The 24,084-nt window shown below is 59.3% G+C and carries 21 protein-coding genes; 9 read left to right on the plus strand and 12 right to left on the minus strand.

The genetic code is table 11. The features are described 5' to 3' along the window. Nucleotides 1-16 precede the first annotated feature (16 nt). Together ptsP and PSH88_RS06205 are read left to right on the plus strand one after the other, a co-directional pair. On the plus strand, nt 17-2,551 hold the full coding sequence (gene ptsP / locus PSH88_RS06200) for a phosphoenolpyruvate--protein phosphotransferase (protein WP_305425367.1): 2,535 nt from the start codon (nt 17-19) through the stop codon (nt 2,549-2,551). Between the two features lie 2 nt (nt 2,552-2,553). Further along, a complete protein-coding gene (locus PSH88_RS06205; protein WP_305425368.1) occupies nt 2,554-2,844 on the plus strand; it encodes a PTS sugar transporter subunit IIB in 291 nt (96 codons plus the stop codon). A gap of 197 nt (nt 2,845-3,041) precedes the next feature. On the opposite strand, the gene PSH88_RS06210 is transcribed toward PSH88_RS06205, so the two are convergent. Together PSH88_RS06210 and PSH88_RS06215 are read right to left on the minus strand one after the other, a co-directional pair. Continuing rightward, complete coding sequence (locus PSH88_RS06210) at nt 3,042-3,365, minus strand: hypothetical protein (RefSeq protein ID WP_305425369.1); 324 nt, start codon at nt 3,363-3,365, stop codon at nt 3,042-3,044. Nucleotides 3,366-3,548: 183 nt separating this feature from the next. After that, entirely contained in the window at nt 3,549-4,808 is a 1,260-nt protein-coding gene (locus PSH88_RS06215; protein ID WP_305422598.1) for an IS256 family transposase, read from the minus strand. Between the two features lie 780 nt (nt 4,809-5,588). On the opposite strand from PSH88_RS06215, the gene PSH88_RS06220 reads away from it, so the two are divergent. Beyond that, nucleotides 5,589-6,965: a multicopper oxidase family protein gene (locus tag PSH88_RS06220; RefSeq protein WP_305425370.1), complete on the plus strand. Its 1,377-nt coding sequence runs from the start codon at nt 5,589-5,591 to the stop codon at nt 6,963-6,965. Beyond that, nucleotides 6,965-7,462 carry a tRNA adenosine(34) deaminase TadA gene (tadA, locus tag PSH88_RS06225; protein WP_305425371.1) on the plus strand — a complete coding sequence of 166 codons (498 nt, stop codon included), beginning with the start codon at nt 6,965-6,967 and terminating at the stop codon, nt 7,460-7,462. Before PSH88_RS06220 ends, tadA begins: the two co-directional genes overlap by 1 nt. A 129-nt stretch (nt 7,463-7,591) precedes the next feature. On the opposite strand, the gene cmoB is transcribed toward tadA, so the two are convergent. The 5 genes from cmoB to lon form a co-directional block, all read right to left on the minus strand. Next, the gene (cmoB, locus tag PSH88_RS06230; RefSeq protein ID WP_123500586.1) at nt 7,592-8,548 is read right to left on the minus strand and encodes a tRNA 5-methoxyuridine(34)/uridine 5-oxyacetic acid(34) synthase CmoB; all 957 of its coding nucleotides are present in this window, start codon (nt 8,546-8,548) and stop codon (nt 7,592-7,594) included. Beyond that, entirely contained in the window at nt 8,545-9,324 is a 780-nt protein-coding gene (gene cmoA, locus PSH88_RS06235) for a carboxy-S-adenosyl-L-methionine synthase CmoA (protein WP_305425373.1), read from the minus strand. Before cmoA ends, cmoB begins: the two co-directional genes overlap by 4 nt. Nucleotides 9,325-9,540: 216 nt before the next feature. Then, the gene (locus PSH88_RS06240; RefSeq protein WP_305425374.1) at nt 9,541-10,176 is read right to left on the minus strand and encodes a lysoplasmalogenase; all 636 of its coding nucleotides are present in this window, start codon (nt 10,174-10,176) and stop codon (nt 9,541-9,543) included. Nucleotides 10,177-10,178: 2 nt separating this feature from the next. Continuing rightward, a complete protein-coding gene (locus PSH88_RS06245) occupies nt 10,179-10,571 on the minus strand; it encodes a protease inhibitor I42 family protein (RefSeq protein WP_305425375.1) in 393 nt (130 codons plus the stop codon). A 329-nt stretch (nt 10,572-10,900) separates the two neighbouring features. Further along, nucleotides 10,901-13,318, minus strand: coding sequence for an endopeptidase La (lon, locus tag PSH88_RS06250; RefSeq protein WP_305425376.1), 2,418 nt, complete (start codon nt 13,316-13,318; stop codon nt 10,901-10,903). A 349-nt stretch (nt 13,319-13,667) separates the two neighbouring features. Here lon and PSH88_RS06255 point away from each other — a divergent pair, with 349 nt between their 5' ends. Then, the gene (locus tag PSH88_RS06255; RefSeq protein WP_305483487.1) at nt 13,668-13,868 is read left to right on the plus strand and encodes a hypothetical protein; all 201 of its coding nucleotides are present in this window, start codon (nt 13,668-13,670) and stop codon (nt 13,866-13,868) included. 217 nt (nt 13,869-14,085) lie between these two features. Here PSH88_RS06255 and PSH88_RS06260 read toward each other — a convergent pair whose 3' ends face one another. Then, on the minus strand, nt 14,086-14,463 hold the full coding sequence (locus PSH88_RS06260; RefSeq protein WP_305425379.1) for a DUF6124 family protein: 378 nt from the start codon (nt 14,461-14,463) through the stop codon (nt 14,086-14,088). Nucleotides 14,464-14,895: 432 nt separating this feature from the next. On the opposite strand from PSH88_RS06260, the gene PSH88_RS06265 reads away from it, so the two are divergent. Next, nucleotides 14,896-15,999 (plus strand): IS110 family RNA-guided transposase, encoded by a 1,104-nt coding sequence (locus PSH88_RS06265; protein WP_305425381.1) that lies wholly within the window; start codon nt 14,896-14,898, stop codon nt 15,997-15,999. A 427-nt stretch (nt 16,000-16,426) separates the two neighbouring features. Here the strand turns inward: PSH88_RS06265 and PSH88_RS06270 are convergent, their stop codons facing one another. Next, nucleotides 16,427-18,835: a glucose/quinate/shikimate family membrane-bound PQQ-dependent dehydrogenase gene (locus PSH88_RS06270; RefSeq protein ID WP_305425382.1), complete on the minus strand. Its 2,409-nt coding sequence runs from the start codon at nt 18,833-18,835 to the stop codon at nt 16,427-16,429. A gap of 152 nt (nt 18,836-18,987) precedes the next feature. Further along, entirely contained in the window at nt 18,988-20,370 is a 1,383-nt protein-coding gene (locus PSH88_RS06275) for a carbohydrate porin (RefSeq protein WP_305425384.1), read from the minus strand. Nucleotides 20,371-20,632: 262 nt separating this feature from the next. On the opposite strand from PSH88_RS06275, the gene PSH88_RS06280 reads away from it, so the two are divergent. Beyond that, nucleotides 20,633-20,863 carry a VF530 family protein gene (locus PSH88_RS06280; RefSeq protein WP_007941719.1) on the plus strand — a complete coding sequence of 77 codons (231 nt, stop codon included), beginning with the start codon at nt 20,633-20,635 and terminating at the stop codon, nt 20,861-20,863. Nucleotides 20,864-20,865: 2 nt separating this feature from the next. Continuing rightward, nucleotides 20,866-21,522, plus strand: coding sequence for a Pr6Pr family membrane protein (locus PSH88_RS06285; RefSeq protein WP_305425385.1), 657 nt, complete (start codon nt 20,866-20,868; stop codon nt 21,520-21,522). A gap of 188 nt (nt 21,523-21,710) precedes the next feature. Here PSH88_RS06285 and PSH88_RS06290 read toward each other — a convergent pair whose 3' ends face one another. After that, nucleotides 21,711-22,502, minus strand: a complete 792-nt coding sequence (locus PSH88_RS06290; RefSeq protein WP_305425386.1) for a siderophore-interacting protein — start codon at nt 22,500-22,502, stop codon at nt 21,711-21,713. Beyond that, nucleotides 22,499-23,080 (minus strand): PadR family transcriptional regulator, encoded by a 582-nt coding sequence (locus PSH88_RS06295; RefSeq protein ID WP_305425387.1) that lies wholly within the window; start codon nt 23,078-23,080, stop codon nt 22,499-22,501. The genes PSH88_RS06290 and PSH88_RS06295 overlap by 4 nt, the downstream gene beginning before the upstream one ends. A gap of 479 nt (nt 23,081-23,559) precedes the next feature. On the opposite strand from PSH88_RS06295, the gene PSH88_RS06300 reads away from it, so the two are divergent. Further along, nucleotides 23,560-24,051 (plus strand): CS1 type fimbrial major subunit, encoded by a 492-nt coding sequence (locus PSH88_RS06300; protein ID WP_305425388.1) that lies wholly within the window; start codon nt 23,560-23,562, stop codon nt 24,049-24,051. The last annotated feature ends 33 nt before the right edge of the window (nt 24,052-24,084 follow it).

A 24,084-nucleotide genomic window follows, 5' to 3' on the forward strand; every position in this document is an offset into this window, starting at 1 on the left:
AACAGCAGGTGACGTCATGGCCACACCCCAACAATTGCAACTGCTGGCACCCTTGTCCGGCGTGCTGATGCCGCTGGACCAAGTGCCCGATCAGGTGTTTTCCAGTCGCGTGATCGGCGACGGTCTGTGCATCGATCCGACTTCGCAAACCTTGTGCGCACCGCTGGCCGGGGTGATCAGCAATGTGCAGGTCAGTGGGCATGCCGTCAGCATCACCGACGACAATGGCGTGCAGGTGCTGATGCACATCGGCCTCGACACCGTGAACCTGGCGGGAAAGGGGTTCACCCGGTTGGTGGAGGAAGGTCAGCGGGTCGCGGTGGGGCAGGCGCTGATCGAGTTCGATGCCGATTACATTGCCTTGAACGCCCGCAGTTTGTTGACCTTGATGCTGGTGGTCAGCGGTGAGCCGTTCACCTGGCTGGCGCCCGAAACGGGTGTGGTGGAAAGCGGCCAGCCGCTGCTGAGTCTGAATCCATCCGAAGATGCGGCCGATGAACCGATGCCGGAAGAGGGCGAGGCGCTGTTCTCCAGACCGGTGACGCTGCCCAATACCAACGGCTTGCACGCGCGTCCTGCGGCCGTGTTTGCCCAAGCGGCGAAAGGTTTTTCGGCGAGCATTTGCCTGCATAAGCAGCAGGACAGCGCGAACGCCAAATCCCTGGTGGCGATCATGGCTTTGCAGACCGCCCATGGTGACGTTCTGCAGGTCAGTGCGGCGGGCGCGGATGCCGAAATAGCGATCAAGACACTGGCCGAGTTGCTGGCCGCCGGTTGCGGGGAGGCCGTGACGGTGATGGCAGAGGTCGAGACGGTTGCTGCTGAGGCCTCATCGCTGAAAGTGCTGCGCGGCGTCTGTGCCTCGCCGGGGTCGGCGTTTGGCCAGGTGGTACAGATTGCCGAGCAGACCCTCGAGGTGAGCGAATCGGGTGTTAGTCCTCAGGTTGAGCGCGAGCATCTGTCCCAGGCGTTGGCGGCGGCGGTTCTGGCCCTGCAGCAGTTGCGTGACAACGCCACAGGTGACGCTCAGGCAGACATCTTCAAGGCGCATCAGGAACTGCTCGAAGATCCTGGCCTGCTGGATCAGGCCCTGGCACTGATCGATGCAGGCAAAAGCGCCGGTTTCGCCTGGCGTGCGGCCACCGAGTCGACGGCAGTCTTGTTCAAAGGCCTGGGCAATGCCTTGCTGGCCGAACGCGCCGCAGATTTGGCCGATGTCGGTCAACGGGTGCTCAAGCTGATTCTCGGCGTAGAGGATCGTGCGATGGAGTTGCCGCAAGGGGCGATTTTGATTGCCGAGCAACTGACGCCCTCCCAGACGGCTGGCCTGGACACGTGCAAGGTGCTGGGGTTCGCGACGGTCGGCGGTGGCGCCACCAGCCATGTCGCGATTCTCGCGCGGGCCTTCGGTTTGCCGGCGATCTGCGGCTTGCCGGTTCAGGTGCTGACACTGATCAATGGCACCCGGGTTTTGCTCGATGCCGAAAAAGGCGAGCTGCAGTTGGACCCTGATCTGGCCGCCATTGAGCAGTTGCAAGCCAATCGTCAGCGACAAAAGAAACGCCAACAATACGAGCTGGAAAATGCAGGGCTGACCGCCTGTACCCGCGATGGGTATCACTTTGAAATCACCGCCAATATCGCGTCGCTGGCCGAAGCCGAACAAGCCATAGCGCTGGGCGGCGAGGGCGTCGGTCTGTTGCGTTCGGAGTTTCTTTATCTGGATCGCAATCACGCGCCGAGCCATGACGAGCAGGCCTCCACCTACGGCGCCATCGCCCGAGCTTTGGGCCCGGCGCGCAATCTGGTGGTGCGAACTCTGGATGTCGGCGGTGACAAACCCTTGGCCTATGTGCCGATGGAGCGCGAAACCAACCCGTTTTTGGGCATGCGTGGCATTCGTTTGTGCCTGGAGCGTCCGCAGCTATTGCGTGATCAATTCAAGGCAATTTTGAGCAGCGCCGGGCTGGCGCGCCTGCACATCATGCTGCCGATGGTCGCGCAGCTGTCGGAATTGCGGCTGGCCCGTCAGCTGCTTGAAGAAGAGGCGCTGGCCTTAGGGCTTACGGAATTGCCGAAACTGGGGATCATGATCGAAGTACCGGCGGCGGCGCTGATGGCTGATCTGTTTGCGCCCGAGGTGGATTTCTTCTCCATCGGCACCAACGATCTGACCCAGTACACCTTGGCCATGGACCGCGATCACCCACGGCTGGCCAGTCAGGCCGACAGTTTTCATCCGGCGGTGCTGCGTTTGATCGCCACTACAGTGAAAGCCGCTCATGCCCATGGCAAATGGGTTGGGGTGTGTGGCGCCATGGCTTCGGAAAAACTGGCGGTGCCGCTGTTGCTGGGGCTTGGGGTGGATGAACTGTCGGTGAGCGTGCCGTTGATTCCGGCGATCAAAGCGGCGGTGCGCGAGGTGGATCTGCTGGACTGCCAGGCCATCGCCCAGCAGGTGTTGGGGCTGGAAAGTGCCGAGCAGGTACGCGAGGCATTGCGGCTGCACCATGAGGCGACGGTCGATACTTCATTGATTCTGGAGAACTGAGCATGTTCGGGAAAATGCAGCGGGCGTTCTGGAAAGCGTTGACGCCGGACCTGGTGGTGGATGAGCCGAAAGTGCTGGCTCAGCCTGTTTCGGGGTTGGCCGCGAATGTCGTCGCCGCCCTGGGCGGTGTGGATAACCTCAAGTCGCAACAGCCGGTGGCGCTGACCCGGGTGCGGGTGGAATTGCGGGACATGACGCGAATGGATCGGCAAGCGTTGACGGTGGCAGGGGTGCCGGGAGTGATGATGCTGGAGGGTGGAGTGGTTCATTTGATTACCGGGCTTCAGCCATAATCGGACCTTTGTGGTGAGGGGGCTTGCCCTGATGCCGGTAAGTTAAGACGCAGAACCTGTGGGAGCGTGGCTTGCCCGCGAAGAACGATGACGCGTAATACCTGAAAAACCGCGGCGCATTCTTCGCGGGCAAGCCCGCTCCCACAGGATTTTCGTCGCTCAAACTTCTTAACTTCCCTCGCCAAAGCTGCTCAGCGCTACGCCGATGGCCGAGCCCGCAACCGTCGCCCAATCACATCCAGAACATCACACCCGTCGCGCAATGGAATGGCGCAGAGCAAGGCAAAGTCACTGAGAATGAAGGACTCACACTCGACCGAACCGCGCATCGACATGTTCTCAAGCACCTGAGTGACTGCACGAATTCGATAGTTGGCAGCGTCATACAAAACATCGAGCGGCGCGTGGGTATCGACGAACAGGGTGGGCATGTCGTTGCAGTTGCCGGTGAGGGCCATGAAGCGGTTGTCGGGGTGGGGAATTGGATTTTCGTAGGGTGGATCGGGATGAAGACTTTTCATTTTTAAACCTCTGGTAGAAGTGGAGCTACCATCGGCCTTCCTACAGGCTTGGGTGGCAGCTATACGCGGGGTAGGAATATCGAGACCAGAGAACTCGACCACACCGAAGCGTGCCCGCGCACGGGAGTGTCAGATTTTTTGTGTGCGGGCCGGTAACGGCCTGCCATAAGGCAAGCCCTCATTTCACCAGTTTGACCTGGTAAATCGATCGCCATAAAGAATCGCAAACTGATTCATTGCGCTCTTCCAGTCGTGCGCTGCGCTGCCCCAATTGGCCGTGATGTTTTGCAGTGCCAGCCAGATCAGCTTCGTCGCTGCATCATCAGTCGGGAAGTGGCCTCTTGTCTTGATGATCTTGCGCAACTGAGCATTGATGCTCTCGATGGCGTTAGTGGTGTAGATCACTTTTCGGATGGCAGGCGGGAAGACAAAAAACGGGATGACTCGATCCCAGGCACGTCTCCAAGCGGCTACGACTGTTGGGTATTGTTTGCCCCAAGGCCCCGTTTCAAATGCGTCCAGAGCTTGCTCGGCAGCTTCAACGTTAAGCGCCTGATAAACCGGCTTGAGGGCTTTGGCCAACTCGCGGCGCTTGTCCCAGGAGGCGTAATCAAGACTGTTACGGATCAGGTGCACGATGCAGGTCTGCAAGGTCGTCGTCGGAAACACCGCACTCAAGGCTTCTGGCATGCCTTTAAGGCCGTCAGTTACCGCGATCAATACATCCTCAACGCCACGGGTCTTGAGGTCGTTGAAGACCTTCATCCAGAACTTGGCCCCCTCAGTGGTCTCAATCCAGATGCCCAAAATGTCTCGGGTGCCGTCCGGCAGCACGCCCAGAGCCAGGTAGATGGCCTTGTTGCGAACCAGTCCTTCCTCACGGATTTTGACCCGCAGCGCATCGAAGAAAATCACCGGATACATCGGCTCAAGCGGGCGTTGTTGCCAGGCAGTCACTTCCTCCAACACTGCGTCAGTGACCGAGCTGATGAAATCATGGGAAACATCGGTCCCGTACTGCTCCGAAAGGAATGCCCGGATCTCTCGGACGGTCATGCCACGGGCGTACATGGCAATGATTTTGTCGTCGAAGCCCGTGAACCGACGCTCATGCTTGGGGATCAGCATTGGCGCGAAGCTGCCATCGCGATCCCGAGGAATGTCCAGACGCAGCGGGCCATCATCGGTCAGCACGGTCTTGCTGCTTTTGCCGTTGCGCTGGTTACTCGACTCCTCAGGGCGCTCCGCGCCCTGAGGGTAGCCAAGGTGGTGACCCAGCTCCGCGCCAAGGGCTCGCTCGATAAGCGCCTTTTTGAACGCCATGGATGCGTCCTGAATCGCCTCGGCGCTCATTGGGCCTTTAACGAACTGATCGATCAGCTCCTTCGGAATCGAAGGAAGCTGGGTTTTGGCCTCCGAGGCCGGTTTCTTTTTGGTCGGCATACATGCTCCTTTTCAACATGTTATGCCCGAACACAAAATTTCTGACAGTCCCCCGCGCACAGCCGCCGCAACTGATCTTACGGACACACGTTAATGGCCGCAATTCAGGTGTCGACGCCAAAGCGTCCTCTCTAGTCTTGAAGGGTTCCTACACCCTGCCACTGAGTTTTCAGTGACCACCAGAGACTATCGATGGAGCGCATTTCACACCAGTTCATGGAAACCGCTACAACTTGAAGGAAACTTCCGACGACCTTGCCCAGAAATTTCGCCGACTGTAAGACCGCCTTCGCGGGCAAGCCTCGCTCCTACAGATCACCGACATCCTGTGGGAGCGTGGCTTGCCCGCGATTGAGCGCGAAGCGGTCATAAAATCTATCTGCCTCAGAGATAACAGGCCTTAAGAAAATTAGGCGCGGGGACTTTGCGGGGGATCGAGCAGGAAAGAAGTCGGGAAAGGTGGAAATGGATGTAGGGTAATTCGCTGATTAACAGCGACTAAATAACGTTCAGCGAAGCCCCAAATTCTGCAATTGAATTACATCTGAAACATCGCGCTGGAGGGTTTTACGACTGCTGCGCAGCCGAACGGGGGCAAGCCCCCTCGCCACGGGGTTTCATTTCAATCAATTAGCTGAGGTTGAACACAGATGCATTGCCAGCCGTGCTCTGACTGTGACCATCCGCCGCGCTGCCCTTACTGTTTCTCAACCGCAGGTGTATCGTATTCGCCTTTTGCAGGCCCCGCGCCTGTGGCTGATACGTGAGGTAGTTGAGTTCATGTCCTTTACCCGTCGACAAATACTCGGTGGTCTGGCCGGTCTTGTGGTGGTTGGCGTGGGGGCCGGTGGCGCGTCGCGTTACTGGCTGGGCAAAATGGCCGACGCTGACGCCGGTCACGACTATGAGCTGATCGCCGCACCGCTGGACGTCGAACTGGTGGCCGGGCACAAGACGCCGGCCTGGGCGTTCGGCCCGTCGGCGCCGGGCACTGAGTTGCGCGTGCGTCAGGGCGAATGGCTGCGGGTGCGCTTCATCAATCACCTGCCGGTGGCGACCACCATTCACTGGCACGGCATCCGCCTGCCGCTGGAAATGGACGGCGTGCCGTACGTGTCGCAATTGCCGGTGCTGCCGGGCGAGTACTTCGACTACAAATTCCGCGTGCCCGACGCTGGCAGCTACTGGTATCACCCGCACGTGAACAGCAGCGAAGAGCTCGGTCGCGGCCTGGTCGGCCCGCTGATCATCGAAGAGCGTGAGCCCACTGGTTTCAAATACGAAAAAACCTTGAGCCTCAAGAGCTGGCACGTTGATGAAGAGGGCGCGTTCGTCGCCTTCAGCATTCCTCGCGAAGCGGCCCGTGGCGGCACGGCGGGGGGCTTGTCGACCATCAACGGTGTCTCGCAAGCGGTGATCGACTTGCCCGCCGGGCAAATCACCCGCGTACGCCTGCTCAACCTCGACAATACGCTGACGTATCGCCTCAACATCCCTGGTGTCGAAGCGCAGATCTACGCGCTGGACGGCAATCCGATTGAACCGCGCCCACTGGGCAAGGAATACTGGCTCGGCCCTGGCATGCGCATTTGCCTGGCGATCAAGGCACCGCCGGCCGGCGAAGAACTGTCCCTGCGCAATGGCCCGGTACGCCTGGGCACCTTCCGCTCAGTGGCGAACACCGATGCGCCGACCGAGTGGCCGCCGGCGCTGCCCGCCAACCCGGTGGCCGAGCCGGACCTGGCCAATGCCCAGAAACTCAACTTCAATTTTGAATGGGTAGGCTCGGTGTCGGTCAATGTCGAAAATGGCAAGCCGCCCAGTCTGTGGCAGATCAACGGCAAGGCCTGGGACATCACCGACAAGACCTGCGCCGATCGACCGATTGCCAAGCTCGAAAAGGGCAAAAGCTATATTTTCGAATTGAAGAACATGACTCAGTATCAACACCCGATCCATTTGCATGGCATGAGCTTCAAGGTCATTGCTTCGAACCGGCACAAGGTCATCCCGTACTTCACCGACACGTACCTGTTGGGCAAGAACGAGCGCGCGCAAGTGGCGCTGGTGGCGGATAACCCTGGGGTCTGGATGTTCCACTGCCATGTGATCGACCACATGGAAACCGGCCTGATGGCCGCCATCGAGGTGGCGTGATGCGTCAGATTCGCCCCGCAGCGATTATCGACCGCAGCCGTGATCGCGATTTCATGCGCGAAGCTCTGGCCCTCGCCGCCGAAGGCGCGGCGCTGGGTGAAGTGCCGGTGGGCGCGGTGCTGGTGCAGGACGGTGAAATCATCGGGCGCGGTTTCAATTGCCCAATCAGCGGCAACGACCCCAGCGCCCACGCCGAGATGGTCGCGATCCGCGCCGCCGCCCAGGCCGCCAGCAACTACCGCCTGCCGGGCAGTACGCTTTACGTGACGCTGGAGCCGTGCAGCATGTGCGCCGGGCTGATCGTGCACTCGCGGATCGCGCGGGTGGTGTATGGCGCGCTGGAGCCCAAGGCCGGGATTGTGCAGAGCCAGGGGCAGTTCTTTACCCAAGGCTTTTTGAATCATCGGGTGGTGTATGAGGGCGGGGTGTTGGCGGAGGAGTGTGGCGCGGTGTTGAGTGAATTCTTCAAGGCCCGAAGAGCAAAACCTTCAGAGTAAACACCGATACCTGTGGGAGCGGGCTTGCCCGCGATGGCGTCGGCACATCAAGCATTGATGTTGACTGAACCACCGCTATCGCGGGCAAGCCCGCTCCCACAGGTTTATCTGGTGTCTGGGAGATTGAGGCTATTTGCGGGCGACGATCACCGCGCGCATCGGCGCCGGCAGCCCTTCGATCGTTTTACTGTGATCTTGCGGGTCAAGGAAGTCGCTCAACGACTGATACTTCATCCACTCCGTCCCGCGTTGTTCCTCGACCGTGGTCACGCTCACATCCACGCAACGCACATCGCTGAAGCCGGCGCGGCGCAGCCACAGTTCCAGCGCGGGCACTGATGGCAGGAACCACACGTTACGCATCTGCGCGTAACGGTCTTCCGGCACCAACACCTGCTGCTGATCGCCTTCGATCACCAGCGTTTCCAGCACCAGTTCACCGCCTTTGACCAGGCAATCCTTAAGCGCCAGCAAATGCTCGATCGGCGAGCGGCGGTGATAGAACACGCCCATGGAAAACACCGTGTCGAAGCCTTCCAGATTCGGCGGCAGGTCTTCGAAAGGGAAGGGCAGGTGCCAGGCATTGGGCTCGGACAAGTAGCGTTGTACGGCCTGGAACTGGCAGAAGAACAGCCAGTTCGGGTCGACGCCGATCACGCTATCAGCCCCGGCGCCGAGCATGCGCCACATGTAATAACCGTTGCCGCAGCCGACATCGAGGATGCGTTTGCCTTTCAGGTCCAGGTGCGGAGCTACCCGGGACCATTTCCAGTCCGAACGCCATTCAGTGTCGACATGCACGCCGAACAGGTCGAACGGGCCTTTACGCCAGGGCGACAAACCCATCAACGCGGTGCGCATTTGCGCGCGGGTCTCAACGTCGCAATCAGTGTCCAGTTTCAAGCCATTCAACAAGTCGACTTCGCTCGGCTGAATCTTCGGCAACGCGTCCAGCGCGCTCTGCCAGCGTTCCAGGTCACCGTGACCTTTTTCCATTTTCTTGTCGAGTTGTGCCTGCAGGGTGTTGGCCCATTCGGCCAGCGGGGTACCGGCCAGACGGCGGGCGAGGGGGGACAGATCAATCATGGCAAGGCAATCAACGAGGCAAAGTTAAGACACTGGAACCACGGCACGACTTTCGAGAACCCGGCGGCCAACAGGCGCTCGCGGTGTTCTTCGAGGCTGTCGGGCTTCATGACATTTTCGATGGCGCTGCGTTTCTGGGCGATTTCCAGTTCGCTGTAGCCGTTAGCGCGTTTGAAGGCCACATGCAGGTCGGTGAGCAGCGCGTGTTCTTCGGGATCGTTGAAGCGCAGCTTCTCCGAAAGGATCAGCGCGCCACCGGGCAACAGCGATTGACGGATGCGCGAGAGCAGCGCGGTGCGCTGGTCCGGGGCGATGAATTGCAGGGTGAAGTTCAGCGCCACCACCGAGGCCGGCTGAAATTCCAAGGCAAGGATATCGCCCTCGATTACTTCCACCGGCAGCAACTCCTGGAACATCGAGTCCTGGCCGTTGAGGTATTCGCGGCAACGCTCGACCATGGCGGCGGAGTTATCCACAGCGATCACCCGGCAACCGTCGGTGCGCACGTGGCGGCGCAAGGCCTGGGTCACAGCGCCCAACGATGAGCCCAGGTCGTAGAGCACGCTGTTGGGCTGGGCGAACTGCGCGGCGAGCACGCCGAGGTTTTCCACGATGGTCGGATATCCCGGCACCGAGCGCTTGATCATGTCCGGGAATACCCGCACCACGTCCTCGTTAAAGGCGAAGTCAGGTACCTGGGTCAAAGGCTGGGCGAAAAGGCGATCGGATTCTTTGCTCACGGCGGTTCCAGCGGTGTAGGTGGAAAAGGCCGGCATTTTAGCCAAATTGACGGGGGGATGCGCGGGTTGTCTGATAAAGCGCCGGACTAACCTCGGTTAACAGAGAGACATGCAGTTGTGGCGAGGGAGCTTGCTCCCGCTCGGCTGCGCAGCAGTCGTCATTCGGTAAATGGGTTTTGTCTGGAAGAGTGGAGTCGCCTGGGTCGGGGCTGCTTCGCAGCCCAGCGGGAGCAAGCTCCCTCGCCACAGAGTTCAGCGCGGTTTCTGGGCAAACGCCGACGCCGCAATCCCCCATTGCCCCAGCCAGTAGCTGAGGATGATCACGTAAGGCGCGGCATGGAATGGCATCACAAACCGGTTAATACCAATCACGCTGTCAGAAAACACAAATGCCACCGCGCCCGCCGCCGCCAGCAACGCCGAGCGTTTGGGCACGTCGGTGCCGAGGCGGGCCAGCGCGCGCCAGAGCATGGCGCTGATGGCCAGCCCGTAGACGATCACCGGGATCAGCAGCGGTCCCAAGCCATTGGAAATCAGAATCCCCAGCAGCACCGCGCCCACGCTCAACGCTAGCATCAACGGCAACAATGCCAGACGCCGGCAATCGCTCAAATAAGCCTTCAGATACGCCAAATGCGCGACCAAAAACGCCCCAAGGCCAAACACGAACAAATCTTGCGGCAATGCCAGCAACACGTCGCCGACCAAGGAAAAAATCAAACCCAGGCTGATCCAGCGCCGATAGTCACTGGGCGGTGCATCGTGCAACCAGCCGAGCAGGGCCAGCACCGGCATCGGTTTGACCAGCAGGCAGAGCAGCGTCGCATGCACACTGAGGCCATAGAGAAAGGTCACCGCGCCCATCAGCGCCAGAATCAGCCAGCCCACGATCAGTTAACCGCAATGGCGCAGTCGAAGGTTTTCACCGCCGGCACTTCGGGTGCCCACGGCTGTGAATAAGTCAGCCGCAAACGGCCAGTGCCGGTGGCAAAGGCCTGGAAGCGCCAGGTCGAGAGGCCGGCGCTGCCGACGACCCCGGCGTCTTCCGGGTTGCTGTAAACCTCGGGGCTGAGCGCGCGTAACACGCCACCGGCCGAATCCTGAATCGCCCAGCGGTAACCCGTGGTCGGGTTGCTTGGCAGGGTCAGGATCAGGTTTTGCCCGCTGTTCAGTTGCACCGGGCATTCGCTTTGTTTTTCCACGGTCACGTTGTGTGTCGATTGCGTGGCGCAAGCGCTCAGCAGGGCGAGGGCGAGGGGGATCAACAGGCGAGTGGGGGACATAAGATCAGCGGCTCCGGCATTCACGACGAACGGCGAGCATAACTGAAGATGAGACAAAGTGTGACAGCGGACCGGGATGGCAGTGAGGGATGGTGTCGTCAGTGCTGACGTCATCGCGGGCAAGCCCGCTCCCACAGGGTTTTGTGGTGAACACAAGATTTGTGAACACCCCGGATCACTGTGGGAGGGCTGTGGTGTCAGTGCCGACGCCTTCGCGGGCAAGCCCGCTCCCACAGGGTCTTGTGGTGAGCACAAGATTTGTGAACACCCCGGATCACTGTGGGAGCGGGCTTGCCCGCGATGGCGGCGGTGCAGGCGCTACATAACTATCAGAACAATATCTTCGCCACATCCGCAAAGCGCTTGGCAAAGTGCACGGTAATCCCTTCTTTCAGATACTCGGGCAGTTCTTCAAAGCTACCGCGGTTGGGCTCCGGCAGGATCAACTCGAAAATCTTCTGCCGCCGCGCCGCGATCACCTTCTCGCGCACCCCGCCAATCGGCAGTACATGCCCGGTCAGCGTCAGCTCTCCGGTCATGGCCACACCTTTTTTCGGTGGCTGGTTGCGGGCGAGCGAAAGCAGGGCGCTGGCCATGGTCACGCCGGCGCTCGGGCCGTCTTTCGGCGTGGCTCCTTCCGGTACGTGGAGGTGAACGAAGGCTTCGTCGAAGAACGTCGGATCACCGCCAAATTGCTTCAGATGGGAGCTGACGTAGCTGTAGGCGATTTCTGCCGATTCTTTCATCACTTCCCCCAGTTGCCCGGTGAGCTTGAAGCCCCGGTTGAGGGTGTGGATGCGCGTGGCTTCGATCGGCAAAGTGGCGCCGCCCATGCTGGTCCAGGCCAGCCCGGTGATCACGCCGATGCCGGACAGCACTTGCTCGTTACGGAACACCGGCCGGCCGAGTGAGGCTTCCAGGTCTTTGGGGCCGAGTTTGATCACTGCTTTCGGTTCGTCGAGCAACTTCATCACGGCCTTGCGCACCAGTTTGCCGAGGTTTTTTTCCAGCTGCCGCACCCCGGCTTCACGGGCATAGCCGTCGATCAAGGCTTTCAATGCGTTGTCGCTGATGCTCAGGCTACCCTTGGACACGCCAGCTTTCTCAAGCTGTTTCGGCCACAGGTGACGCTTGGCGATCGCGACTTTCTCTTCGGTGATGTAACCCGAGAGGCGAATCACTTCCATCCGGTCCAGCAACGGGCCGGGAATCGAATCCAGGGTGTTGGCGGTGCAGACGAACAGCACTTTCGACAGGTCCAGGCGCAAATCCAGATAGTGGTCGAGGAATTCGACGTTCTGTTCCGGATCGAGGGTTTCCAGCAGCGCCGAGGCAGGGTCGCCCTGGTAGCTCTGGCCCATTTTGTCGATCTCGTCGAGCATGATCACCGGGTTCATCACTTCGACATCTTTCAACGCGTGGACGAGTTTGCCCGGTTGCGCGCCGATGTAGGTGCGGCGGTGGCCCTTGATCTCGGCTTCGTCGCGCATGCCACCGACGCTGAAGCGGTAGAACGGCCGGCCGAGGGATTCAGCGATGGATTTGCCGACGCTGGTCTTGCCCACGCCCGGCGGGCCCACCAGCAACACGATGGAGCCGCTGATTTCGCCTTTATAAGCGCCGACCGCGAGGAATTCGAGGATGCGGTCCTTGATGTCGTCGAGGCCGGCGTGGTGTTTGTCCAGCACCTTGCGCGCGTGTTTGAGGTTGAGATTGTCTTCTCCGTACACGCCCCAGGGCACTGAGGTTGCCCAGTCGAGGTAGTTGCGGGTCACCGCGTATTCCGGTGAGCCGGTCTCGAGGATCGACAGCTTGTTCATTTCCTCTTCGATGCGTTTCTGCGCCTGAGGCGGCAACACCTTGCCCGTCAGACGTTGCTCGAACTGCTCGATGTCGGCGCTGCGGTCGTCTTTGGTCAGGCCCAGCTCTTGCTGGATGACCTTGAGCTGTTCCTTGAGGAAAAACTCGCGCTGATGCTCGCCGATCTTGCGGTTAACTTCGGCGGAGATTTCTTTCTGCAGGCGCGCGACTTCGACTTCCTTGCGCAGCATCGGCAGGACTTTTTCCATGCGCTTGAGCATCGGCACGCAGTCGAGCACTTCTTGCAGCTCGCTGCCCGTGGCCGAGGTCAGGGCGGCGGCGAAGTCGGTCAGCGGCGACGGGTCGTTGGGGCTGAAGCGGTTGAGGTAATTCTTCAGCTCTTCGCTGTACAGGGGGTTGAGTGGCAGCAGTTCCTTGATCGCGTTGATCAGCGCCATGCCGTAGGCCTTGACCTCGTCGGTCGGCTCGGTGGGCTGGTGCGGGTATTCGACTTCCACCAGGTACGGCGGGCGATGATGCTTGAGCCAGGTTTTGATGCGTACGCGGGTCAGGCCCTGGGCGACGAATTGCAGTTTGCCGTTTTCGCGACTGGCGTGATGCACTTTGACCAGGGTGCCGTATTCCGGCAGGGCTTTGGTGTCGAAGTGGCGCGGGTCTTCCTGGGGAGTGTCCATGAAGAACAGGGCCAGGGAGTGGTGATCGGACTGGCTCACCAGTTCGAGGGTTTCGGCCCACGGCTCTTCGTTGACGATCACCGGCAGTACTTGCGCCGGGAAGAAGGGCCGGTTGTGGATCGGGATGATGTAGACCTTGCCCGGCAGGTTCTGGCCAGGCAGGGCGAGGCCTTTGCTGGTGGCGTGGTGTTCGACGTTGTCTGTTTCGGCGTATTCGCTCGTGTCTTCAGGGAATTCTTGCTGGTCGGTCATGGGGCACCTGCGCAATAGGGTATGGGTCTTAGATGGGGCAGGTGGGGGGTGGTTTCAATGGGCCTGGATATTTCAGCGTGTGTGTTCAGGGTTTTGACAGGTACTTGTGCTTGGCAACTAGATGGCTGATCAAGCTATCGCTGGATGGGCATCATGTCGGAATAAATACGTTTTACTGCAAGCCTCTTCTTCTCGATGGGTTCATATAACCGGCTTTCAGGCTGTTATTTCGATTGCTTATGGATGACTGTTATTTATGACAGTAGACAGCTGTCGTTCGGTGCTGGAAATTGAGCACGAGCCCCTTCGCATTGAGGGGGGAGCGTTATACGAAAATATAGGGAGATAAATGATGAGTTATCCAATTAAAACGACCTATAACGGATTGACCATTCTCGAGCATGACCCCGCGAATTCAGGTAATCGTTTTCAGATCGAATATTCGCCTGGGAGTGTCGGCGCATTTTTTAAGACATTGGAAGAAGTAAAACAATCTATCGATTATCAACAGGCAGTGGCGCGAGATGAGGGTGGCAAGTTTGGATATTAATGGGGAGGCAGGATGTTCAGCCGCGCGTTCCGCTTTTTGAAGGAACGAACCGCGTGGGCGGGGCGGCTCGCGGAGGCGGCCTGACAGCCAACCAATCCCTCGCAGATGCACACGGCTCGATTGTGGGAGCGAGCCTGCTCGCGATGGCGGCGTGTCAGGCGATATCAATGTTGAATGTGAGAAAGCCTTCGCGGGCAAGCCTCGCTCCTACAGAGGATTAGCTGTGTGGCGCAGGTTTTGGGATGGCAACGTTATCCAGCATCCGGTTCACCGCCAGTTCTGCCAACATGACGATCTGTTGAATCGCCATCACCGTGTGCCGGTGCGGCCCTTCCAGATACCCCGCAATATCACTCGCCATCACACTCGCCTGGGCCAACGATTCACAGGTGTGAGCCAACAGGTCTTCGTCTTTGATATCCGGCGCGACCATATACATCGTGCTCGGCTTGCGGGCCACGGGGGATTTGAGGGCGGTGGGGTTGAGGTAGTGATCGAGCGCGCGGTTAGCGGCGTCGTGGAATTTTTTTGAATCGTTGGATTCGTAGGGCGAAACGTTCTCGGTTTCAGGGGGATTCGGTGTTTCTTTGAACATGATGAAGCTCCAAGTAAGTAATGGAGCTGCCACTGATCGCCGCGACGCGATGGAGAGTGGCAGCTGTACGCAGGTTCGCGGACCGAGCTACTTGGAAACTCGGCATACCCGAAGGTATCCCGCGCACAGCCACCATGAGACCAAACGACAGGAACGTCGATTGGGGACGGTGATTATGCACCAAGTAAGCTAATTCAGGCCGCGACGCCCGGTCGCTGATTTGCAGCGACCCCCAAAGCCTATCCACCGCTCTTCCGAGCGACAACCGTCAAAACCTGTCGGAAAGTTCTCAAAAAATCACCACATCTGTAGGACCTGCGCGGATATCTCTGACGACCACAGTCAACTGTAATCGAATGGACTCGCCCACGCCGAGGCGTCTATGCGCCACGGTGGCATCCTATAGATGTCAGCGACAGCGAGGGCGAGCCCATGAGCAAGAGTACGTCGAAAAAGAATTCCCTGTCTGCAAACAACCTTTCGGCCTGTACCACCGTAGCCGTGGATCTGGCGAAGAGTGTGTTTCAAGTAGCGGGTGAAGATCATCTGGGTCAAGTGATCTACGAGAAACGCCTCAAATCCCGTGAAGCCTTTTCCACCTTCTTGCGCCAATTGCCACCTGGCACCTCGGTCTTGATGGAAACCGGCCCAGGTGCGCAGGCTTGGGCCCGGTTGCTGCTGGAACAGGGCAATCAGCCTCGAATCCTGCCGGCTCAGCATGTGGCCAAGCATCGCAGCGGACCGAAGAACGACCGTAACGACGTGTTGGCCATCCTGCGCGCCGGCCGGGACGAGCGTGCTCACGCCGTGCCGGTCAAAACCGTAGCCGGGCTGGAAATGCAAGCGTTGCACCGAGTACGCCGGCGCTACGTGAAAGAGCACACCGCCATGGGCAACCAGATGCGTGGATTGCTGCTGGAACATGGTTTTTCCATCCCCCAGGGCAAAGCAGCCATTGACCGAAACGTCACTCAGCCACTCGAAGACTCCAGCCAGCCGATCCCCGCGTTGCTACACGAGCTGATCGCCGAATTGCTCGCTGAGTGGAAGCACATGGCTGAACGTATCGAAGTGATGACCGGGCGCCTGGAGCGCGCAGTTCGTGAAGACGACACCGCGAAGCGGCTGATGACGGTACGCGGTGTCGGTCCGATCTTCTCCTCGGCCGTGATTGCCAAGCAGACCGAACCTGAGCGTTTTGCCAATGCCCGGGATTTTGCAGCTTACTTCGGCACAGTGCCCGAGCAGTACAGCAGTGGAAATACGATCCGGCTGGGCAAGATGGCCAAACGCGGGGATGCCTACATCCGCAGTCTGGCCATACAAGGTGCACATGCTGTCCTCAGACAGCTCAATCCCAGCTCGGATCATCCTGATGACCGCCGCCTGCAACGCAGGCTAGGCCGTCATGGACAGAAAGGGGCTGCGGCGCGTCTGGCCAACCGCAACCTGCGGATCATCTGGGTGTTACGGCAAAACAAAGACACCTATCACCGCCAGCCGACTGAGCGTCAGGAGGTGGTGATAGGTCAGTGATTTAACGAGTTCTGCCACCGAGGCGCTTGGCGCCTCAACCCTTGCTAGAGAACATTGACCCCAGGTTAAACCGTCGCGGATAGATGCCTGCGCTCCTACCGGCCCTTGAGGCCTCTCTGTAATCGGCATCCCGCGAGCTGATCCGATGTTGGCCAGAAGCCAGGCGCTTCCTCGAACAGGCCTGATACATAGATGCAACCGGGTAGCAGTGTTCAAAAGCAAAGCGGGTTGACAGTGAGGGGCGAGTCCATACATAGGAGCGAGGCTTGCCCGCGAAGACGGTGTGTCAGGCGACATCAATGTTGAATGTGAGAAAGCCTTCGCGGGCAAGCCTCGCAGGGATTTTGGGTGTGGCGGGGATTGCAGCGCCCACAAAAAAAGGCGACCCCCTCACAGGAGTCGCCTTTGCTTTAACTGCCGCTACCGCTTATTCCGACAGTTTGTACGCAATCACATAGTCACCTTGCTTGGTGCCCAGCGATCCGTGACCACCCGCAACAACGAGCACGTATTGCTTGCCGTCTTTACCGGTGTAGGTCATCGGTGTGGTTTGCGCGCCGGCTGGCAGGCGGCCTTCCCACAGTTGCTTGCCGTTTTTCACGTCGTAGGCGCGCAGGTACTGGTCGAGGGTGCCGCTCAGGAAGGCCACGCCACTGGCAGTGGTGAAGGCCCCGCCCAGGCTCGGTACGCCCATGCTCAGAGGGATTGGAACCGGCGAGCTGTCGCGCACGGTGCCGTTCTTGTGCATCCAGATGGTTTTGTTGGTGGTCAAATCGACCGCCGCCACGTAGCCCCAGGCCGGTGCCTGGCACGGCAGGCCCATTGGCGACAGCAGAGCCTCGAGGATCACGCCGTAAGGCGCGCCTTTGTTGGGCTGCACGCCTTCGGTTTCGCTGACGCGGGGGCCTTGTTTGGCGATTTCCGCGGCCGGGATCAGTTTCGATTTGAACGCCATGTAGCTCGGGTTCACGAAAGCAATCTGACGCACCGGGTCAACCGAGATACCGCCCCAGTCGAACACACCGAAGTTACCGGGATAAACGATCGAGCCTTGCAGCGACGGCGGGGTGAACATGCCGTCGTAACGCAGGGATTTGAAGTCGATCCGGCACAGCATCTGATCGAACGGGGTCACGCCCCACATGTCGCGTTCCTTGAGGGTCGGCGGCACGAAGTTCAGGTCGGACATCGGTTGGGTCGGCGAAGTGTGGTCGCCTTCCACTGCGCCTTGCGGCACCGGAATTTCCTTGATCGGTACGATCGGCTGACCATTGCTGCGGTCCAGCACGTAGATGCTGCCTTGCTTGGTGGACGCGAGCACCGCCGGTTTCACACCGTCTGCGGTTTTCAGGTCCATCAGGGTTGGCTGGCCACCGACATCCATGTCCCACAGGTCATGGTGAGTGAACTGGAAGTGCCAGCGTACCTTGCCGGTGGCGATGTCCAGCGCGGTCAGGCCGGCGGCGTGCAGTTCCGATTCAGGAGTACGCGCGCCACCGAACTGATCCGGGGTCTGGTTGCCCATCGGCAGGTAGATCATGCCGAGTTTTTCATCGACGCTGAAGATGGACCACATGTTCGGCGAGTTGCGGGTGTAGACCTTGCCTTCGGCAATCGGTGTGGTGTCGTCCGGGTTGCCGCTGTCCCAATTCCACACCAGTTTGCCGGTGTGCACGTCGAACGCGCGGATCACACCGCTTGGCTCGTCGATGGAAACGTTGTCGGTCACGTGGCCGCCAATCACCACCAGGTCTTTGGTGACTGCCGGTGGCGAAGTCGAGTAATAACCGCCGGCGGTGAATTCACCGATGTTGGTCGTCAGGTCAACCTGGCCACCGTTGCCGAAGTCTTCGCACATTTTGCCGGTGTCGGCGTTCAGGGCGATCAGACGGGTGTCGGCGGTCGGCAGGAAGATCCGGCGCGGGCAGACGCTGGCCACTGGCGCGTTGGCCGTGCCGGTCGGGCTCTGCTCGGACGTGTAGGCGGCGTCATCGTGATAGGTCACGCCACGGCAGGTCATGTGCGCCCAACCCTTGAAGTTCGCCGCGTTTTGCGTGGAGAGCTTCGGATCGAAACGCCAGAGTTCCTTGCCGGTGTCCGGGTCCAGCGCGATCACCTGGCTGTGTGGCGTGCAGACATACAGCATGCCGTTGGCTTTGAGCGGGGTGTTTTCGGCGGTGGTTTCGCCCGGGTCGTTTGGGCCAGGCAGGTCGCCGGTGCGGTAGGTCCAGGCGGGAACCAGTTTGCTGACGTTCTGCGGTGTGATCTGCGCCAGTGGCGAGTAGCGATCGCCATGGGCGCTGCGGCCGTAGGAGTTCCAGTCGCCATCGGGCATGGCCGGGGCGGTGTTGGTCATGCCAGGCACAGCGTCCCGATTCAGTTCGCCTTTGATTTCACCGGGGTTGGTGAACAGGCTGGCGAGCGCGGCGATACCAGTGATGACCACGGCAGCACTCAGCACGCCGGTGCCGACCGGGTTGAATTCGCCAGTACGCAATGGGCGACGAAACCATGGCAGCAGCATGACGATACCGAGGGCAAAGAGCAGCGCCAGACGTGGCACCAGCTGCCACCAGTCCAGGCCGACTTCCCACAGTGCCCAGACCGTACTGGCGAACAGCACCACCGCGTACAGGCTCAGCGCCGCATAACGGTCGGCCAGCAGCAGCCCGCCGGTCAGCATCAGGCCGATACCGGCCAGCAGGTAATACAGTGAGCCGCCGAGCATGCTCAGCTTGATCCCCCCGGCCAGCAAGGCCAGGCCCATTAGTAGAAGCACGATACCGAGCAGGCTCGGCAGCAGACGGCTTCGACTGAAAGCACCATCAGCGCTCATAGTGTGGTTCTCCGTGACGTTTTAAGTAGTCCCGCGCAAGTTCACTGTAGATGACGATCTTGTGCGGGCATGGTTCAGTTAAGAAAGGTGTGCGGTTGATGCAATCCCTGTGGGAGCTGGCTTGCCTGCTCCCACAGGTCTTGTGGTTCTAATCAGAACGACGACTGGATCTTGATCCCGCCAATCAGCGCGTCATCGACCTTGTCCACGCCACCGGGGTGGCGGATGTATTGCAGGTTCGGGCGCACGGTCAGCCAGTTCGTGACATGCACGCCGTAATAGAGTTCGGCGCTGTATTCGGTGTCTTGTGGCGGCAGAAACGATGGGTCGTCGTAATCGAAGACGGCGCGGGCCTGGTTGGTGGCCTCGGCGTTCTTGCGATAGGCCGGGTTGACGTGGACACGGGCCAGGGCAAAACCGATGTCGTCTCTGGCGCGAGCATCGAACAAGCCTTTGTAGACGACACCAGCCTGGACGTAGTTGTCGATGGCGTTGGTCTTCTTGTCGTGCATCGTGCCGTTGGCGAACACGCTCAAGCCGCGAGAGTTATCACTGGCGCGGCTGGTCAGCTGCTGCTGAATACCGAGCCACACGCCATGCTTGCTCGATGCGCTACGGTAAGCCTCGCCACTCAGCGCTGCCGGTTGGCCGTTGCTGTCCTTGTAAACATCGGTGGCCTTGGCATTGCTGTAGTAATAACCGGCACGGTATTCACCCGGCAGGCCATTGAATTTCGGAGTCCAGACCAGTTCCACCGGCAGGATCGCGCCCTGAGTGCCGCTGCCGCTGAGCTTGAAGCCGTTGTCGCGATCCAGGTTGGACGGGTTTTGCTCGTAAGCCCCGATTTGCGCGTAGAGCTGCGGCGTCAGGTGATATTTGACGCGCATCGCCCACTGGCTGACCGGCCAGTTGTACCAGATGTCGCCCACCCAGTTGCCGACCTGGGAGCCGCAGAACGCCAGGTTCTGGAAGTCGCAAGGGAAGCTGTTGAAGTCTTCGCCTTCGCCGAAACGGCCGACCTTGATGTCGAGCTTCTGGTCGAAGAATTTCTGCTGATACCACATCTGCGTCAGGCGCCAGGTCTGGCCGCGGCCCCAGACTTCCTGAGCCGAAGTGAAACCGCCGACACGCGGGTCGTTGATCCGGTCGTTGCTGATGTTGTTGCCGTTGCGTTCGGTGATGGTCAGCTGAAATTCAGCGTCGTCCCAGCCGAGAATCTTCTGCAAGTCCAGGTGGGTGCCAAAGCCGAACTGGTCGCTGTAGCGAGCAGTGCGGTCATGGTCGTAGCCCCCGTGCAGGTTGCTGCCCATTTCACCGGTGTAATCGACCTTGAAGTCGTAGCCTTTTTCCGAAAGTTCGGTGCGCGTGCCGTTCCAGTCACCGAGCATCCACGGCGAATCGCTGTCGAAGGCGGGCGCAGCCTGGGTGCAGGTGGCGAGGCCCAATGCGGTGAATCCGCCAATCAGGTTGAGAGCTTTTCGACTGGCCACAGGGGGTAAGACAGCGCTGTCTCGCGGAGTTTGAAAATCAGGCATAGAGAAGAAATTCTTGGTCTTTTTCTAAAAGGGGGTGACTGAACGCAGCGGGGGAGAAGCGTTTCAGCTGGACGGGCGTAAGGATAATGTTCTGTTACACATAGAGAAAGGGCTTTTACTGACATGGATCATTTCGGATTTGGTAATAGTGTGCGGAAAAGATCACCTACATTTAACAGAGAGCAAACAGATAGCTTCCCCCCAACGAAGCCCTCGGCTAAGGTGCGCGGCTTCCAATTTCCACTTCGCTCGAAGGCCCGGCATGACCGAACAGAACACCAACCCGCTGCACGGCGTGACGCTGGAACAGATCCTCAACGCCCTGGTTGAACACTACGAATGGTCGGGGCTGGCCGAGCGCATCGATATCCGCTGCTTCAAGAGTGACCCGAGCATCAAGTCGAGCCTGACATTCCTGCGCAAAACCCCGTGGGCGCGGGAGAAGGTCGAACGCCTGTACGTGAAGTTGATGCGCACCAAGCGACCGGTCTGAGCATGGTCATACCCTCGACGCCAGGTTCTGCCGCGAGGCGTCGTTGTGTTGCCGTGGCTGCGGTTTTGGGCTGGGCGGGCTTAACCATTCAGCTGTACCTGATTCTTTACTTGCGCTGGAGTGTTGCGGCCAGTCTGCTGGGTGGGCTGGTGAGTTTTTTCAGCTTTTTTACCGTGCTGACCAACACGCTGGTGGCGGTGGTGCTGACCTGTGAATTGACGTCCCGAGAATCGGCGGCGCGGCGCTGGTTTTTGCAGCCGTGGGTGAGCAGTGGGATTGCGGTGAGCATCGCCGTGGTCGGTGTGGCGTACAGCCTGTTGTTGCGCCACTTGTGGCATCCCGAAGGCTGGCAATGGCTGGCCGATGAGCTGATGCATGACGTCATGCCGCTGCTGTTTCTGGCTTATTGGTGGTGCTGCGTGCCCAAAGGTACATTGCGACTGCGGCACATTGCGGTGTGGGCGATCTATCCGCTGGTGTACTTCGGCTATGCGTTATGGCGCGGGCATCTGCTGGCGGTTTATCCCTATCCGTTCATTGATGTGGACAAACTGGGTTATCCACAGGTGTTTGTGAATGCCGGGGGATTGTTGGCGGGGTTTGTGCTGATTTCACTGCTGGTGATTGGGCTGGATCGGTGGCGCACGGATCGCAAGTGAACACTGACTGTGGCAAGGGAGCTTTGTGGCGAGGGAGCTTGCTCCCGTTGGCTTGCGAAGCAAGCCCCCCAAAACCCGGCTGACGCGATGTATCAGGCAAACCGCGCCAACCGGTTTTACGACTGCTTCGCAGCCGATCGGGAGCAAGCTCCCTCGCCACAACAAGCCATGCAGCCACAGTGTTGCGGTTACTCCTCGTCGCTGTCATCCAGTCGCCAGTAACCGACAGCCTTCACAAACTGCTCGTTCAGGCCGTGCTCATCGAGCAATACCCGGCGGATCTGCCGCGACACTTTGGACTCGGTCGCCACCCACGCATACAGATTGCCATCGGGCACTTTGATTTGTTGCACGGTGGTCAGCAGGTTGTTTCTGCCACCCTCACGCAATACCCATATCACGTCGACCTGCGCGGCGCTTTCCAGGCGTTGTTGTTCGGCGCCGTTTTCCACTTCCACGATCACCAATGCACGCCGATTGGCAGCCAGGCCTTCGAGCCGGCGGGCGATGGCGGGCAGGGCGGTTTCGTCGCCGATCAGCAGATAGCTGTCGAAGATGTCCGGCACGATCATCGAGCCCCGAGGCCCGCCGATGTGCAGGAACTGGCCGGGTTTGGCCTGCTCGGCCCAGGTCGAGGCAGGGCCGTCGCCGTGCAGCACGAAGTCGATGTCCAGCTCCAGCGTATTCAGGTCGTAACGGCGAGGCGTGTAGTCGCGCATCTCAGGCATCGGCCCGTTGTCCTTGCCGGCACCGAGTACCAGGGTTTCCAGCGCCGCATGTTCCGCTGCATTTTGTGGGAACAGCAGTTTGACGTGGTCGTCCGTTCCGAGGCTGACGAAGCCAGCCAGCTCTGGGCCACCCAGGGTAATCCTGCGCATGCGCGGGGTCAGGTCGACCACCCGCAGTACTTCCAGGCGACGGCGTTTGATCTCGTGGCTGACACGGTGAATGGATTGGGATGGCACGATAACGTCGGTCATTCGGCTTTCTCCGAAGTGGGTTGAACGGCAGGGCCGTCGACGATGGCTTTGGCCGTGTTGTTGAGCAGGTCGCGTACCCGCAGGATTTCTTCCGGGCTCCAGCGGCCATGGTGCATTTGCAGGGCATGGCGCAGGTTGTGCACCGCTTCGTGAATTTCGGCGGGGCGGTCATGACCGCGCAACGAGCGCTTGCTGACTTCGATGCGCATGCGCACGCCGTCCAGGGCAATCGCTTGTTCACTTAAAGACAGACGTCCGGCGTCGGTGATGCTGTAGCGTTTTTTTCCGCCCTCGGCATCGCCCAGGATCATTTCGCTTTCTTCAAGGAAGGTCAGGGTCGGGTAAATCACACCAGGGCTGGGGCTGTAGGCACCGTCGAACATGCTTTCGATCTGGCGGATCAGGTCATAGCCATGGCATGGCTGTTCGGCGATCAGTGCCAACAGCAGCAATTTCAGGTCACCGGGGGCGAATACTCGCGGCCCACGTCCACCGCGCTCGCGGCCGGGCCCTGGGCGTTTCTCGAAGCCGTCGCGGCCGTCGCCGTGTTCACGGTGGGGGGAATGATGGTCTCTCATTTTTGCGTTCTCTCGTCGTGTTTAGAATACAACGTAAGATATATCTTGTGGCGCGAGCAAGACGTTTTTTGGGCCCCGTTCAGTCGGCCGACAAACGGTGCATTGGCTGGCAACCTGATATTTATTAAAAAAACAGGACTGGAAAGTTAAAGTTATCGCTCTATTAATATCGAAGTCCTATTCTGAAAGTCCTGAAGTCCCGTGTTTGTATAGTTGAAACTGCTGTATGGTTTTTTCAATAAAACTGTATGTAGGTCATAACTTACAGTTATTGTTTTGAATTCCGATTTTTTGTTGTTTTTTCTTGCTTGTCATGAGGTTGTTTAACTACGCGATCATCGGAAGTTACTTGCTTACATTCCAGAGCGAACAGCCGATCATGCCTCGGCGTTGAAAGTTCAAATCAACACGGTCATTACCGGTAGGCGTTGTTTGAACTTTCAATGAACCGATCCTTTCAAGAAGACAGGTACTGAACGATGTTCAAAAAAATCGCAATTGCTGCCCCTCTGGCTGTTCTGGCTCTGAGTTCCTCCGTCGTATTCGCCGCAGGCGAAGCTCGCCATTCCATCAGCCTTGTGGCTCACGTGCCGACCAACGGTTTTTATGTAGTGCCGACTGACTTTGACCTGATCAACAAGGATCAGGACATGAGCTTCCAGCCAGGCACCGGCAAGATGAGAGACGTTGAGGGGTTCTTCGATGTGCGTAACAACAACGGTTCGGTTCATGCCAGCCTGGAAAGCGCGCCCAAATTGATCTCTGGTGCCAACACCATTGATTTGAAAGTCGAGTTGAATAACAGGCAACTCACGCTGACACCGCAACTGGTTGTGGGTGAAGCCGAGTCCGACGTGAACTATCGCGCGCCGCTGAAAATCAGTGCGGTAGGCACAACTTTTACTCCGGGTGACTACACCGGTGTGGTGGCGATGACCTTCGATGCAGTACCTCCGGTCGTTACTCCGTAATCGGGCGATCAGGCAGTAAGCGCTGACTTTCCA

This window comes from Pseudomonas wuhanensis (genome assembly GCF_030687395.1).
Classification (GTDB): Bacteria; Pseudomonadota; Gammaproteobacteria; order Pseudomonadales; family Pseudomonadaceae; genus Aquipseudomonas; species Aquipseudomonas wuhanensis.

Excerpts from the sequence above, each read along its gene's own strand:
- PSH88_RS06210 (WP_305425369.1), bottom strand. The coding sequence starts at position 3,365 with ATGAAAAGTCTTCATCCCGATCCACCCTACGAAAATCCAATTCCCCAC.
- PSH88_RS06290 (WP_305425386.1), bottom strand. The coding sequence starts at position 22,502 with ATGACCGACGTTATCGTGCCATCCCAATCCATTCACCGTGTCAGCCAC.
- PSH88_RS06220 (WP_305425370.1), top strand. The coding sequence starts at position 5,589 with ATGTCCTTTACCCGTCGACAAATACTCGGTGGTCTGGCCGGTCTTGTG.
- PSH88_RS06300 (WP_305425388.1), top strand. The coding sequence starts at position 23,560 with ATGTTCAAAAAAATCGCAATTGCTGCCCCTCTGGCTGTTCTGGCTCTG.
- PSH88_RS06245 (WP_305425375.1), bottom strand. The coding sequence starts at position 10,571 with ATGTCCCCCACTCGCCTGTTGATCCCCCTCGCCCTCGCCCTGCTGAGC.
- PSH88_RS06295 (WP_305425387.1), bottom strand. The coding sequence starts at position 23,080 with ATGAGAGACCATCATTCCCCCCACCGTGAACACGGCGACGGCCGCGAC.
- lon (WP_305425376.1), bottom strand. The coding sequence starts at position 13,318 with ATGACCGACCAGCAAGAATTCCCTGAAGACACGAGCGAATACGCCGAA.
- PSH88_RS06215 (WP_305422598.1), bottom strand. The coding sequence starts at position 4,808 with ATGCCGACCAAAAAGAAACCGGCCTCGGAGGCCAAAACCCAGCTTCCT.
- PSH88_RS06205 (WP_305425368.1), top strand. The coding sequence starts at position 2,554 with ATGTTCGGGAAAATGCAGCGGGCGTTCTGGAAAGCGTTGACGCCGGAC.
- PSH88_RS06270 (WP_305425382.1), bottom strand. The coding sequence starts at position 18,835 with ATGAGCGCTGATGGTGCTTTCAGTCGAAGCCGTCTGCTGCCGAGCCTG.
- PSH88_RS06255 (WP_305483487.1), top strand. The coding sequence starts at position 13,668 with ATGATGAGTTATCCAATTAAAACGACCTATAACGGATTGACCATTCTC.
- PSH88_RS06280 (WP_007941719.1), top strand. The coding sequence starts at position 20,633 with ATGACCGAACAGAACACCAACCCGCTGCACGGCGTGACGCTGGAACAG.
- PSH88_RS06265 (WP_305425381.1), top strand. The coding sequence starts at position 14,896 with ATGAGCAAGAGTACGTCGAAAAAGAATTCCCTGTCTGCAAACAACCTT.
- cmoA (WP_305425373.1), bottom strand. The coding sequence starts at position 9,324 with ATGCCGGCCTTTTCCACCTACACCGCTGGAACCGCCGTGAGCAAAGAA.
- tadA (WP_305425371.1), top strand. The coding sequence starts at position 6,965 with ATGCGTCAGATTCGCCCCGCAGCGATTATCGACCGCAGCCGTGATCGC.
- PSH88_RS06260 (WP_305425379.1), bottom strand. The coding sequence starts at position 14,463 with ATGTTCAAAGAAACACCGAATCCCCCTGAAACCGAGAACGTTTCGCCC.
- PSH88_RS06275 (WP_305425384.1), bottom strand. The coding sequence starts at position 20,370 with ATGCCTGATTTTCAAACTCCGCGAGACAGCGCTGTCTTACCCCCTGTG.
- ptsP (WP_305425367.1), top strand. The coding sequence starts at position 17 with ATGGCCACACCCCAACAATTGCAACTGCTGGCACCCTTGTCCGGCGTG.
- cmoB (WP_123500586.1), bottom strand. The coding sequence starts at position 8,548 with ATGATTGATCTGTCCCCCCTCGCCCGCCGTCTGGCCGGTACCCCGCTG.
- PSH88_RS06285 (WP_305425385.1), top strand. The coding sequence starts at position 20,866 with ATGGTCATACCCTCGACGCCAGGTTCTGCCGCGAGGCGTCGTTGTGTT.